A 12,900-nucleotide genomic window follows, 5' to 3' on the forward strand; every position below is an offset into this window, starting at 1 on the left:
TTTCCCCAAATCGCTTGCATTCACTTCATGGTGGGCGGTTTGGCAAAGTCCTTTTCGGGATGCCAAATAAAAATCTTGCTCGGATAGGTAGTTGCCCGTATCACTAATGGGGTAAGGTGGGTATAAGTCATTGCGAGCTAGGTTGCCAAATATGGAGCGGTTTATCCATTTGTCCATTTCGTCCCATTGGCTGCCGTCGTCGTAAGTGCCAAATAGAAAATTAAGAATAAATGGCGCTAAAACTAAAACCAGCCCCCATGGTCCAGACAACGCAAACGATAACCCCAATCCGGCTATTGCAAAACCAATACAAGAACTGACCATAAAACTAACGGCGCCAACATCACCCCGGGCTAATGCTTTATTGGCACGACAGATATCACTTAAGCTATCCACCAATGCCAATACTTTACCTGCTGCGCCAACAAAGTTCCCAGCTTTACCTAGCTTATTGAGTACTTTTAATAAGCTTTCGTTACGTTCACCAAAAAGAGCCGCCAGTTTGATGCCGGAGATTGCCGCTTCAGATGCCGTTAGGGCTATATCTAAATAAGTCCTAAATAAGGCTTTTGATACTTTATCAATTAAGACTGAATCGGTTAGTATGCTCAGTTTTTCCTGTAAATTCTTAATTTGAATATGCTGATAAGCCAACGTCAATACATTAACAATACCCGTCGCTGAGGTATCTAATACAGTGCTTCGCCACTGGCTTTCTGCTTTCAATTTAGCTGATTGCAACTCATCATAACTAATTACATGGGCTTCTTTAAACTTTTCTACTTTGGCTGTGCCCCGACTGGTGGTCATGGTGCTTTCAAAGTTGAGCCGCTGTGCATCACAACCAAAGGTCATGAGTAAATTAAGCTCTACGTGTTGTCCTTGTGCTTTTTTAATGTCTAGACTTTTTAAAACAAATTTTTCTTGGGTTGCAAAATAACGACCTTGAATTTTTTTCCCTGCTGAGGTAACAAGTTTGCCGCCTCGCTCCGTTGGGAAGACCACTTTGGCGCTATTGCCTAAGGTGTCTAAAAATGCCTGCAAATTACTTACCGGTACCTTTACGGTGTATTGTTTATGCGTTGCGGTGGTAAACATATTCATTGCTTGGATTAGGTGCTTGTCAGCAATGGCGGTATTTAGCTTGTAAGTTGAATTGTGGGATAACGTTTTGACTATGTTGGTCATTGAGAGCTTAACCAGCTCTTCAGTTAAGTAAGCCCCTACGGTGACATTTTCTTTAATTTTTAAGTTCATTATCGGGTCGGCTAAATCTAACACCGTTTTTATGCCCGATAGCGGGTTGGCAACCTCGGCTGTTTGTGCTTCACTATTTGTGTCATTTTTTGCTAATATCGCTTTTACTTCGGCCGTTAGTTGTTTGTCAGCTTCGCTCACATTACCAGAGGCAACATTAAATAGGGTATAGCTTCCTTCTTTGCCCTCAATGAAATGATGATAAATACTCGTTTCATTATTTATTAATAGTGTCCATAACTCCGCTTGTTTGTCTAAATAAAGACTGCCAATAAAATCATTATCTAAAATAATATGTAAACTTGATAAAGCATTTAGATGCCGGTCTGAGGTATCTGGGGCACATTCGTCTAACCAAAATGGCAGGGTGTTTTTTTCACCAAATAGCCATAACACATAATTGAAGTAATCGTTAGAGACCTTTTCCACATAGGTAACTAAATTTTGGTACAGTGTTTTATTTAATGCGTGGTATTGACTATAAGAAGCTTCGTTTAAACGTTTGGATTCTTTTTTACTCCAAGCTTCATCCCTTCGCCATTCGGCAAGGATATTTTTAGCATTGGGGTACCTGACAACAACAACATCATAGTCATCACCATGGATAGGGCTATCGCTATTTTGTTTATAAAGCGCTAAGATTTTCTGTTTTTGCTCAGCGCTAATCTTAACTCGTTGATAATCGCCTAATGGCGGATTGTTGGTTGAATATCCAACCCCTTTATTACTTAGGTACCTAAAATAAAAATACTTGGCTGGTAAGCTCATGGCTGCTTCATAAGCTACGCCATTTAACGGTAAGCCATTTTCTGCGGCAAATTCACGCTCACCAATAACATCTAACACGGTAATTTCATCAAGGTAAATCTGGTCTGGTGTACCAGTGTTGGGTCTCATGTTTGGGTTATAGTGATTTTTTAGCTCATCTATTGCCGCCCTTCTTTTTCTGAGCGTTAATTCATCTTTATTTACTGAATCTTTATAAAACGCAAATAAAATACATTCCGATGCCTCGGTGGGTTGATGATTTATTTTTAAGATATCTTTATAACTTTCTATGCTGTTATATTGATTACGGGCATAGCTTGTTTCGGGTTTAAAGTAAAGAAAAGGTCTATCATTGTTTGCTTGTGATTGTTGCTTGCTAAAATAATTTTGAATTGCTTTGGTTCGTGGGCCGGCTAAATTTGCAGCTACTTTTGTACGTACGTTGCCCTCAGATTTATGCTCTAACCAACCCTGAGGCGGGGTGCTAAATCGTAAATAGTTAGGGGTGCTATTAATCTCTTTATACTGCTGGTTATAACTGAGATCTAAAATATTTTCAGCATAAAACGATTTGATGATATCAGGGTCGATATCGTTGCCTATTTCGTCTTTACCTTCAAGAATAATTTTCTCGGTGGTTTTACCCAAATTTGCGCTTAATCTTTTTTGTAAAGCAATCACCTGTTCTTGACTGCGACCCGCTAATCCATTGACTATCGGCGCTAATAGCTGTCGGCGTTGGACTGAAAGCTCTTCGGCTAGTCCAAAGCTGTCTTCCACCAGTATGACCCCAATTTCATCAGTTTTGTAATTTGAATGCTCTCGTGCTTCACTTCGATAGCTGTTTATGGTTTGTTCAAATTCTTTATGCACGCCACCGACCGCTTTTCTTAATGAGTTAAAATGGCTAGCCGTGCAAAATAAGGTGCTAAAATGACGCAGTACTTCTTCAGTGGTGTTGTTAATTAAATCGTCTAAATTCACTTTTTGGGCATAAAACACCCCTTTGCCTATCTCTTTATTGGCTGAGGTATTTAGTGCCGTTGTTTTTGCTTTTAATGATTTTTGATATGCCGTTTGTTGTTCTGTATCAAAATAGTCAAGTACTTCTTTATCGCTGCATTCAAGTTCAAGCAAGTAACGTTCTTGTGTGCCTGTATGCATAAAGTCGTTAAATGAAAAACTGCGTTTTTGAGATGCCGCCATCTCTTCTGGTTTGGTTTGGGTTAAATCAATTTCAGTAAAACGCTGTTTGCGTTTGTCTTCGTTTTGACGATAATATTCAACCGTTTTTTTATCCCAACGGTAAGAACTGTAGGCTACCCACGCTTTGTCATAAATTTTATTGTCTATTGTGATAAATTTCGCTTTAAATTGATGCCCTTCTTCAATACACGATGTTGGTAGCGCTTTGGGGCGTGAACCTTTGACGTTTCTAAACTCTCTTAAGCGAAAAGCACCTGAATTGGTCACTTCAAATACACTCACTTTTAACAGGTCTAGGTTAGTACCTTGCCATTCTTTTACCGATTTATTTTTTTGTAATAATAGATAGACATAACCTTCTCTTAAGGTTCGATAAGCATATTTAAAATGGGTTAGCGCTTCTTCTGGCTCTCGGTCTGTTAGGGATAACATACCTTTGTCCCATTCAATCCCTTTAAAGTTTTTAGGTACCACACTTTTTCTAACTAAAAAAAGAGGAAAGCCCTTTTTTTGGCATGCACCACATTTACCATTGTTCAATATCATGTTTTCCTTGGCTTCATTAATCAGCTCAGGTGTTACAACTGGTGGCTCGTTATTGGCTTGAAGATCGTTGTCGTTAAATTCTGAGTTAGTATTGTTAATCTTTGTATTGTTTGCACCCATTTTATTTCCTTAGTTATTTTTATAGTTATTAAATAATCTTTGAAACGTTAAGTTTAAAATACATTGTGATAATAGCCTTTACGTGTGAAAAGCAATATGATTGTTCATAATAGGGATTTTTTTATGTTGGTACTGAGCACTATATTGTATTGAATCAAAAAAAGTAGTTTGAGCAGAGATATCATTTTTAGTCGATTGATTGAGCAAGGATTGTAATGTATTTACCTCGATATTTTTCTTTAAAAGATCAATCATAATTAGAGGTAAGTAACGCAATAATCGATAAAATAACAAGGGCTGTTTAGCTACAACAATATTTTTTTGTCGATAACGCTGTTGTAATTGTTGCTGATGGAGATTGCTAAATTTATCCGTTTTCCAAACGGCGTGATAGCATCGGCTCAATAATGTTTTTTTTCCAATACATAAATGAAACCATACCAATGTGGTTTTAGCTTTTTCTTTTAGAAAGAGTAGATAATTGTTAAGTAATGCGAAGCTAGTTAAAAAGAATAATTGCCTTGCTCGTTGTTGTATTATATCCATGCTGATTTTAATAATCTTATTTTTAACTTTTTATTACTAGTATTGAATAATTAACATAGGTAATTTTTTGTTCGCCATAAACTACGTGATTTTTGGACATTATGCAATCTTTATTTATTCATTTATTCTTTAATTAAATTAGTTGGATAGCTTGAAAAAAGCGGTAATTAAGTTGATTTTTCCCTTATTTTTAATAAAGTTATCATTTTTTGTTTTGTTAATGTAGTTAATAATTTTAAAATTTATTTTTTATTAATCTAAGCGTTATTCTAGGCATGAATTTATTATAAGATTAATGAAATTTTTATTTAATAATGCGTAAATATAATTTTTTGGTAAGACATTTTTTAACAATTAGGGTAAATTATTAAGTTATTAGTTGTACGATTTTTGATGAAATTTATTACTCTTGATCGATAACGGATTATAGGATTACATATGCGTGATAACGAACCACAGGTATTAATGTCAATATTGACACAAGACACATGTTTGTCACAAATTAAGGAAAGAGTTTCTGCATTAAATCAATTGTCTTATGTCGTTAACGAGTTGTTACCTTCACCATTAAATCAACAGTGTCGGGTGTCAAATTATCGTCAAGGAGTATTAATTATTGAAGTGAGTTCAGCTAGTTGGCTAACGCGATTAAAATATGAACAAAGCAATTTGTTGTCAGGCATTCGTAAAAAACTTTTGCCTTCTTTATCTTCTATTCAATATCGAATTAACCCAGATATATTGATAATGCCATTACCACGCACCGAAAAATCAAAAAAAATAAATAATAATAAAAATTATATGACGATTAATAGTGCTAAGTATTTATACACTTTAGCACAACAAGCACCCGATAAATTAAAAAAACAATTGATTAAACTTGCTAACCATGCAAAATAAGCGCAGAGATTTGAGTACGATTTTTTATGCAATTTTATTATGAATAAATACAAGGAGTAAATATGGACAAAGATATAGTGATCTACCTTATTATTGGTTTTGCCGTAGGGTTTATTATCAGTTTTATTATTATGAATGTGATAAGCCCTAAAGCACGTAAGTATGCAAGTGTAAAACGCGAACTTGAGCAAGCACAAGAAGAGTTGAAAACCCAAAAGCAGATCATTGCTAAACATTTTTCACACAGTGCAGAAATTTTAGATAATATGGCAAAAGATTTTCGACGCCTTTATCAACACATGGCAGAAAATTCTCAACAAATTATTGGTAATGATAATATACCCAATATTCGGATTGATTCAGAACCTAACGCGGATACCCAAAATAATTTGGTTTTTGAAAAACAGCCCAAAGATTATTCTGAAACCCCTCCAAATTTGTTTAAAACAAATGAAAAGTAATATCGATTTCGTTTTTTATATTAATTGGATCTTTCGTAAATATTATATTTTTTGAATAGTGAGAGTTGTAAAATGAACAATTCATTAAAAAAACAAAAAAAATTGTTAGGTGTAATTGCATTAAGTATCAGTATGAGCTTGTCCGTTTTTTCAAATGCTCATGCAAGCTTTTCAGCTACTCAATCCGCTGATAATACTGAAGTACCAAGTTTAGCACCTATGTTAGAAACCGTATTACCTTCCGTGGTGAGTATTAAAGTGGAAGGTGTGGCAAAAATGCAAAATACGATGCCAGAAGAATTTAGACGTTTTTTTGGCTATCCTGAAAATCAATCAAGAGCATTTACTGGTCAAGGTTCTGGTGTCATTATCGATGCAGAAAAAGGGTATGTGGTAACCAATAATCATGTTATTGAAAATGCAGATAAGATTACAATTAATTTAAACGATGGACATGAATATACCGCAAAATTGATTGGTAAAGATCCACAAAGTGATATTGCGTTACTTAAAGTCGAAAATGCTAAAAAGCTAGTATCCATTAAAATTGCAGATTCCGATAAATTACGAGTTGGTGATTATGTTGTCGCTATTGGTAATCCATTTGGTATTGGTCAAACAGTAACTTCTGGTATTATTTCAGCTCTGGCTCGTAGTGGACTTAGTATGAGTGGTTTTGAAAATTTTATTCAGACCGATGCGTCAATTAATCGTGGTAATTCTGGTGGTGCACTCGTTAATTTAAAGGGTGAATTAGTTGGTATTAATACGGCGATTATTGCACCAAGTGGTGGCAATGTAGGTATAGGTTTTGCAATACCAAGCAATATGGTTAAAAACTTAGCATTCCAACTTATTGAATTTGGCGAAGTGAAGCGTGGTGTGTTAGGTATTAAAGGTAATGAGTTAACCTCTGATATTGCCAAAGCTTTTGATATTGATGTGCAAAAAGGCGCTTTTGTTAGTGAGGTTATTGATGATTCCGCTGCGAAAGAAGCAGGTATTAAATCTGGTGATGTGATTATTTCTATGGACGGTAAACCTGTAGATAGCTTTGCTGAATTGCGTGCCAAAATTGCAACAACTGGGGCTGATCGTATCGTTAAATTAGGTTTAATTCGAGACGGTAAAAAAATTACGGTTGATGTTAAATTGAAACACAGTGATGAATCGAATACCGAGGCAAGATCACTTCATCGTTCACTTGAGGGGGCAATCTTAAGCAATGGAGAAGTTAAAGGTCAAAAAGGAGTATTAATTGAAAGTATTGCTAAAGGTTCAGCCGCTTCTCGGTTAAGTTTGCAAGAAGGCGATTTGATTACTGGTGTAAACAAAGAGCGTGTGAATAATATTGCTGATCTTCGTAAGATTATTGATAGTAAGCCGTCAGCCATTGCATTAAATATTATCCGTGGAAATAGCCGATTATATTTAATTCTTCGCTAAGTTTTATTAGTCATTATCGCTATTTTCTTCTTTTCGCCGGTGTTTTCACATCGGCGGAAATCGTCAATTTTAACATTTAGATAGATGTGTTAGAATCTGCCTACGTTCTTTTTTATAATCTAAATAATCATGCTTAAAAAAATCTTATGGCCAATATTGATTGGAGCCGTTTTAGCACTCGTTCTTTTGATTATTTTTCCGACTTTACGTAATGGAACTCAATCGAGCTTTTCAAGATCACTTTTTGATAATGCGCCAATAAGTTACTATGATGCAGTTAGAACAGCTGCACCTGCTGTGGTTAATATTTATAGCCGTTCGGTTAATGCCGTTTCTCATCAATCACAAAATAGTGCCATTACGCCTCTTGGATCGGGCGTGATTATTAATAATCAAGGTTATATCATTACCAATTATCATGTTATCGAGGGGGCAGAACAAATTATTGTTGCCTTGCAAGACGGACGAATTTTTGAAGCACTCTCAGCAGGGGCTGATAAGCTTGTGGATATTGCTGTGCTTAAAATAGAAGCAACGAATATCCCAACTATTCATATCAATACCTCGCGCGAACCCAAAATTGGAGATGTCGTTTTAGCTATCGGTAATCCTTATAATATTGGGCAAACAATTACTCAAGGTATCATTAGTGCAACAGGCCGTGACGGATTAAGTCCTTATCGACGACAGAATTTTATTCAAACTGATGCTTCAATTAATCATGGTAATTCTGGCGGTGCTCTTGTTAATACTAAAGGTGAATTAGTCGGTATTAATACCCTTACTTTTGCTAAAAATTTAGGCAATGAAGTCCCTGAAGGAATAGGCTTTGCAATTCCAACCGCTTTAGCAATGAAAATCATGAATAAATTAATTCAAGATGGCAAGATTATTCGCGGCTATATTGGTATTGATGGTTTAGAGTTTGCACCAACACAAAATCCAAGTGATATGCCAGTTGTGTTAGGTATTTTAGTAACAAATGTTGAAGGCCCTTCATTACAAGCAGGTATTCAAACTGATGATATTTTAGTTATGGTGAATAATAAACCTGTAAAATCGATTGTTGAAACAATGGATCAGATTGCAGAGTTGAAACCAGGCACTGTTGTCCCCATTATAGTTTTGCGAAATGGTGAAAGGATTGAGTTACAAGTGACAATCGGTCAGTTGTCTGTTTAATTAGTTTTTACTACTTGATTATCATGGCTATTGGTCGTATAATTTGCGATCTTATCATGTTATTTTAACACTTGTATGGTGTATAAATTTTGCTACTATAGCCGTTTATATAGCGATACAAACAAACTTTAGAGGCTTATTATGAAAGAAGGTATTCATCCAGAATATAAAGCAATTACTGCAACTTGTTCTTGCGGTAATGTGATTAAAACACATTCTACCATTGGTCATGATATTCACCTTGACGTATGTGGTGAATGTCATCCGTTCTATACTGGTAAACAACGTGATGTTGCAACTGGTGGACGTGTCGATAAATTCAAACAACGTTTTGCTATGGTTGGCGGTAAAAAATAATTTCCCCAAATGTACAGTTGGCATTCGTTAAAAAAGGCGCTTTATGCGTCTTTTTGCTTTCTGTAAATTAAATTAGCTAATTTTAGCCTAATTGTAATGCAATATCTTATTCATCAATTAAATCTGGGTTGATACCTAAATCCCGCATCATTTTTTGTGCTTGGCTTGGTATTCCATCTTCGCGATCTTTTTGTAAATCTTTATCACATGGTAATGGTTGACCTGTGTAAGCATGAAGAAAGGCTTCACATAATAGTTCACTGTTGGTTGCATGGCGCAAGTTATTAATTTGTCGTCTTGTACGTTCATCTGTCAATATTTTCAATACTTTTAAAGGGATTGATACTGTGATTTTTTTTACTTGCTCACTTTTTTTGCCGTGCTCTGCATAAGGGCTGATATACTCACCATTCCATTCCATCATATTTTTTTCACCGAATTACATTACAAATCATGTGGGTAATTCTAGCGTTTTTTTCATTTTGCTGCAATCTATACGCCAAGATACTTAGACGTCTAGACATGTTGACGTCCTTATTTATTGTGCTATTCTTATACAACTGATGTTTTAATAAACGCAATCTTTTCTAGGAATGATATTATGGTCAGTCAATCTAAAATTTCACGCCAATGTGCTAAGCTAAACCAGAGTACTATTGCTGTTCGTGGGGGGTTAAATACCGATGATCAGTATGGTAGTGTTGTTCCAGTCATTACACCTTCTACTTGTTATCGATATCAAGAATTTGCAAAACCAAGGGAGTTCGATTATGGGCGGAAATCAAATCCAAGTCGGCGATTAGTAGAAGAAACTGTCGCACAATTAGAAGGCGGCGCAGATGCTATTTTAACCAATTGTGGGATGTCGGCTATTCACCTTGTTAGTGTCGCTTTATTAACGCCAAATGATTTAGTTGTTGCTCCCCATGATTGTTATGGTGGTAGCTATCGCCTTTTTAATAGTTTAAGCCAAAAAGGTTACTTTAAGGTAAAATTTGTTGATCAGTCTGACTCAGCGGCCTTGCAAGAAGCACTCAGCTTACATCCTAAATTAGTATTGATTGAAACGCCTAGTAATCCATTGCTCCGTGTTGTTGATATTCAAAAAATTGCGCAACAAGCACATAATATTGGTGCTTTGGTTTTAGTCGATAATACGTTTATGACGCCTATATTACAAAAACCATTGGAACTTGGTGCTGATATTGTTACTCATTCTTGTACTAAATTTTTAAATGGTCATTCAGATCTGTTGGCAGGCATTTTGGTATTTAAAGAGCAGCAGCTTGCTTCCGATGTTTTATGGTGGGCTAATAATATTGGTACACTGACTTCATCATTCGATAGTTATCTTTTGTTACGTGGATTACGTACTCTTTCCGCTAGAGTAAGATTACAACAAGATAATGCTCAGAAAGTTGTAGAGTTTTTAGTTAACCACTCTAAGATAAAAAAAGTTTATCACCCATCTTTATCGTCAAATATTGGACACGATATTGCCCAAAAACAGCAAAAAGGGTTTGGATCACTTTTAAGCTTTGAATTAGCAGGCAACCCTGAGATTATGCCAAAATTTTTAAAAGCACTTAATATTTTCACATTAGCGCAATCTTTAGGTGGCGTTGAAAGCCTTGTTTGCCACCCTGCGACAATGACACATTCTGGAATTAGTGCAAAAGCACGTGAAACAGCAGGTATTTCAGATCAGTTATTACGAATTTCAGTTGGTCTAGAAGATATTGATGATTTATTAGCTGATTTGGAGCAGGCTCTTGCCATAATTTAAATATTGCAGAGGATAATATATAAGGATTGAGGTGATAACTTCAATCCGTAATTTATTAGCTTTCGATTACTTTTTTAGTAAAGCTTCAACCTGTTTTTGATAGTAATTAGGTTGTTATTGGACATAAAATTACTGTAGATTTATTGTTGTTGCACGTTTTAAAACTAGTGAATATTTTTATGACTGCTGAAAGTTTTGTATCTTTTTTTCTATTGCAATAAAAACTTCATTAATTGAGTGTCGTTTTGCTCGCCCACAAACTTTTGCTATGTCATCACAAACTAGGCATTGTCTTGGTTGATTTGCAAATAACACTCGAGAAAGGCTTTTTTTGGTTACTGGATCAATAACATCAATATCCCATAATCGTCCTAATGGGTGGCTATTTTCAATATTAATGCAATATTGCTTTAGCTTTTCGGCACAATAATTTATTGAAAATATGGCTTCATAACCGGTTATATCGCAATAATGTTTTTCATCAATGATAGTAATATTATTTTTTAAAAAGCATTTGTGAAGTGCTTTGATAGCTTCATTAAAAAGGTATTTTGCACCACTACTATTTTTTATAGCACCAGGAATAACTAAACTTAGTGAGATTATAGGGTGCTGATAAAGCGTCAGTACAGATTGTTGGTTAACGACCCTTTTTTCCTTGGCAAGTAACATTTGCTCTAGGCTTATTGGCGTTCCATCATCAAATTTTATTAGCATTTTATTCGTTATAAAAGCGCACTAGCCTAACATTGTTTAGTTCAATGTTAGGCTATTACTTGGTTGTGATTAGTCTTTAACTTCACGCACTACGTCAATGATTGAACCGTCGCGGTAATGAACAATTCCAACAATTTTATCTTTAAATTCAATTGGTTTGGGTTCACCTGTTAAAGAAACCGCTCTTTGATACAGCTCTTCAATGCTCATCACTGGTAAATTTGCTGCTTTTAAGCGTTCAGCAATTTCTGGACGGTTAGGATTAACTGCAATACCATGGTCGGTCACTAACACATCAACACTTTCACCTGGAGTAACTAATGTTGTCACTTTTTTAATTACAGTTGGGATACGGCTACGGATAAGTGGCGCAACAACAATTGTTAAATTTGCACCAGCCGCTGTATCACAATGACCACCAGATGCACCACGCATTACGCCGTCAGAACCAGTTAATACATTAACATTGTAATCAAGGTCAATTTCTAAAGCACTTAAAATTACAACATCGAGTTCATCAACACTTGCACCTTTCGATGCTGGGTTTGCATAAACATTAGTTGATACTTCAATGTGATCTTTATTTCTACCTAAAGATTGCCCAGCTGTACCATCAAAACTTTGAGTATCTAATAAACGTTTAACTAAGCCTTTTTCATGAAGATCAACAATACTTGCTGTGATCCCACCTAGCGCAAATGATGCTGTGATATTTTTTGCACGCATGCGATTTTCTAGAAAACGGGTTGCTGCTGTTGAAGACGCACCAGAACCTGTTTGAATCGAGAAGCCATCTTTAAAATAACCTGAATGCTCGATCACATCTGCAGCGTAACGAGCAATCATTAGTTCACGTGGGTTACTCGTAATACGCGCAGCACCTACACTAATTTTTGTTGGGTCGCCTACTTCATCAACTTTCACAATGTAGTCAACTTGATCTTGGCGAATACTTGCTGGGTGATTAGGGTAACCAACAATATCTTCTGTCAGTAATACCACTTTTTTAGCAAATTGAGCATCAACCATGGCATAGCCTAGTGCACCACATTGTGATTTACCTGATACACCGTTTGCATTACCTTGTTCATCAGCAGTTGATACAGCTAAAAATGCGATATCAATATTAATTTCGCCACTTTGGATTAGCTTTACTCGTCCGCCATGAGAATGAATATGGACTGGGTTTTCCATTAAACCATGTGAAATAGCATCCGCTAATTTTCCCCGTAATCCAGAAGTATAAATTTTAGTTATAACACCTGATTCAATATGAGGAATTAATGCTGAGTTACAACTTAGTAGCGAACTTGATGCTAAAGTTAAATTTTTAATACCTAATTTGCTAATCGTTTCAACTACTTTGTTAATAACTTTATCACCTTCACGAAAAGCGTGGTGAAAAGAGATGGTCATGCCGTCACGTAATTCGCATTTTTTAATTGCTTGTTCAATAGAATCACACAATTTGCGCGTGTATTTAGACTCATCTTTTAAATATGGTGTTGTTGCGTTAGCATCAACAAAAGGCTTAATATTCTTGAGATTAGGATGCTGTTTAAGCAAATCATCAATTTTTTTATCTATAGAAGTAGTCATTTTTTAATC

The 12,900-nt window shown here is 35.7% G+C and carries 11 protein-coding genes; 6 read left to right on the plus strand and 5 right to left on the minus strand.

Going from position 1 to position 12,900, the window contains the following annotated elements; genetic code table 11:
* Positions 1-3,897: toxin VasX (locus tag A9G34_RS09245; protein WP_141670395.1), on the minus strand; the 3,897-nt coding region annotated here is incomplete at its 3' end.
* A gap of 78 nt (positions 3,898-3,975) precedes the next feature.
* Positions 3,976-4,443 carry a hypothetical protein gene (locus tag A9G34_RS09250; protein ID WP_065569533.1) on the minus strand — a complete coding sequence of 156 codons (468 nt, stop codon included), beginning with the start codon at positions 4,441-4,443 and terminating at the stop codon, positions 3,976-3,978.
* Positions 4,444-4,881: 438 nt separating this feature from the next.
* Here A9G34_RS09250 and A9G34_RS09255 point away from each other — a divergent pair, with 438 nt between their 5' ends.
* The 5 genes from A9G34_RS09255 to rpmE all read left to right on the plus strand — a co-directional run bounded on the left by A9G34_RS09255 (position 4,882) and on the right by rpmE (position 8,789).
* Entirely contained in the window at positions 4,882-5,343 is a 462-nt protein-coding gene (locus A9G34_RS09255; protein WP_065569534.1) for a DUF721 domain-containing protein, read from the plus strand.
* 62 nt (positions 5,344-5,405) lie between these two features.
* Positions 5,406-5,804 carry a YhcB family protein gene (locus tag A9G34_RS09260; RefSeq protein ID WP_051825300.1) on the plus strand — a complete coding sequence of 133 codons (399 nt, stop codon included), beginning with the start codon at positions 5,406-5,408 and terminating at the stop codon, positions 5,802-5,804.
* Positions 5,805-5,876: 72 nt separating this feature from the next.
* Positions 5,877-7,250, plus strand: coding sequence for a Do family serine endopeptidase (locus A9G34_RS09265; RefSeq protein WP_034946696.1), 1,374 nt, complete (start codon positions 5,877-5,879; stop codon positions 7,248-7,250).
* Positions 7,251-7,379: 129 nt separating this feature from the next.
* Entirely contained in the window at positions 7,380-8,432 is a 1,053-nt protein-coding gene (degS, locus tag A9G34_RS09270) for an outer membrane-stress sensor serine endopeptidase DegS (protein WP_034946699.1), read from the plus strand.
* A 141-nt stretch (positions 8,433-8,573) separates the two neighbouring features.
* Entirely contained in the window at positions 8,574-8,789 is a 216-nt protein-coding gene (gene rpmE, locus A9G34_RS09275; protein ID WP_034946702.1) for a 50S ribosomal protein L31, read from the plus strand.
* 106 nt (positions 8,790-8,895) lie between these two features.
* Here the strand turns inward: rpmE and metJ are convergent, their stop codons facing one another.
* Positions 8,896-9,213: a met regulon transcriptional regulator MetJ gene (gene metJ, locus A9G34_RS09280; RefSeq protein WP_034946705.1), complete on the minus strand. Its 318-nt coding sequence runs from the start codon at positions 9,211-9,213 to the stop codon at positions 8,896-8,898.
* A 177-nt stretch (positions 9,214-9,390) separates the two neighbouring features.
* Here metJ and metB point away from each other — a divergent pair, with 177 nt between their 5' ends.
* The gene (gene metB, locus A9G34_RS09285; RefSeq protein WP_051825302.1) at positions 9,391-10,575 is read left to right on the plus strand and encodes a cystathionine gamma-synthase; all 1,185 of its coding nucleotides are present in this window, start codon (positions 9,391-9,393) and stop codon (positions 10,573-10,575) included.
* 177 nt (positions 10,576-10,752) lie between these two features.
* On the opposite strand, the gene citX is transcribed toward metB, so the two are convergent.
* Complete coding sequence (gene citX, locus A9G34_RS09290) at positions 10,753-11,292, minus strand: citrate lyase holo-[acyl-carrier protein] synthase (protein WP_034946708.1); 540 nt, start codon at positions 11,290-11,292, stop codon at positions 10,753-10,755.
* 69 nt (positions 11,293-11,361) lie between these two features.
* Positions 11,362-12,891, minus strand: a complete 1,530-nt coding sequence (gene citF, locus A9G34_RS09295) for a citrate lyase subunit alpha (RefSeq protein WP_065569535.1) — start codon at positions 12,889-12,891, stop codon at positions 11,362-11,364.
* Positions 12,892-12,900: the final 9 nt, after the last annotated feature.

It is taken from the genome of Gilliamella sp. Choc4-2, assembly GCF_001690355.1.
Lineage (GTDB): Bacteria > Pseudomonadota > Gammaproteobacteria > Enterobacterales > Orbaceae > Gilliamella > Gilliamella apicola_A.

Coding starts and splice junctions, on each gene's coding strand:
- A9G34_RS09250 (WP_065569533.1), bottom strand. CDS start 4,443: ATGGATATAATACAACAACGAGCAAGGCAATTATTCTTTTTAACTAGC.
- A9G34_RS09255 (WP_065569534.1), top strand. CDS start 4,882: ATGCGTGATAACGAACCACAGGTATTAATGTCAATATTGACACAAGAC.
- A9G34_RS09260 (WP_051825300.1), top strand. CDS start 5,406: ATGGACAAAGATATAGTGATCTACCTTATTATTGGTTTTGCCGTAGGG.
- A9G34_RS09265 (WP_034946696.1), top strand. CDS start 5,877: ATGAACAATTCATTAAAAAAACAAAAAAAATTGTTAGGTGTAATTGCA.
- degS (WP_034946699.1), top strand. CDS start 7,380: ATGCTTAAAAAAATCTTATGGCCAATATTGATTGGAGCCGTTTTAGCA.
- rpmE (WP_034946702.1), top strand. CDS start 8,574: ATGAAAGAAGGTATTCATCCAGAATATAAAGCAATTACTGCAACTTGT.
- metJ (WP_034946705.1), bottom strand. CDS start 9,213: ATGATGGAATGGAATGGTGAGTATATCAGCCCTTATGCAGAGCACGGC.
- metB (WP_051825302.1), top strand. CDS start 9,391: ATGGTCAGTCAATCTAAAATTTCACGCCAATGTGCTAAGCTAAACCAG.
- citX (WP_034946708.1), bottom strand. CDS start 11,292: ATGCTAATAAAATTTGATGATGGAACGCCAATAAGCCTAGAGCAAATG.
- citF (WP_065569535.1), bottom strand. CDS start 12,891: ATGACTACTTCTATAGATAAAAAAATTGATGATTTGCTTAAACAGCAT.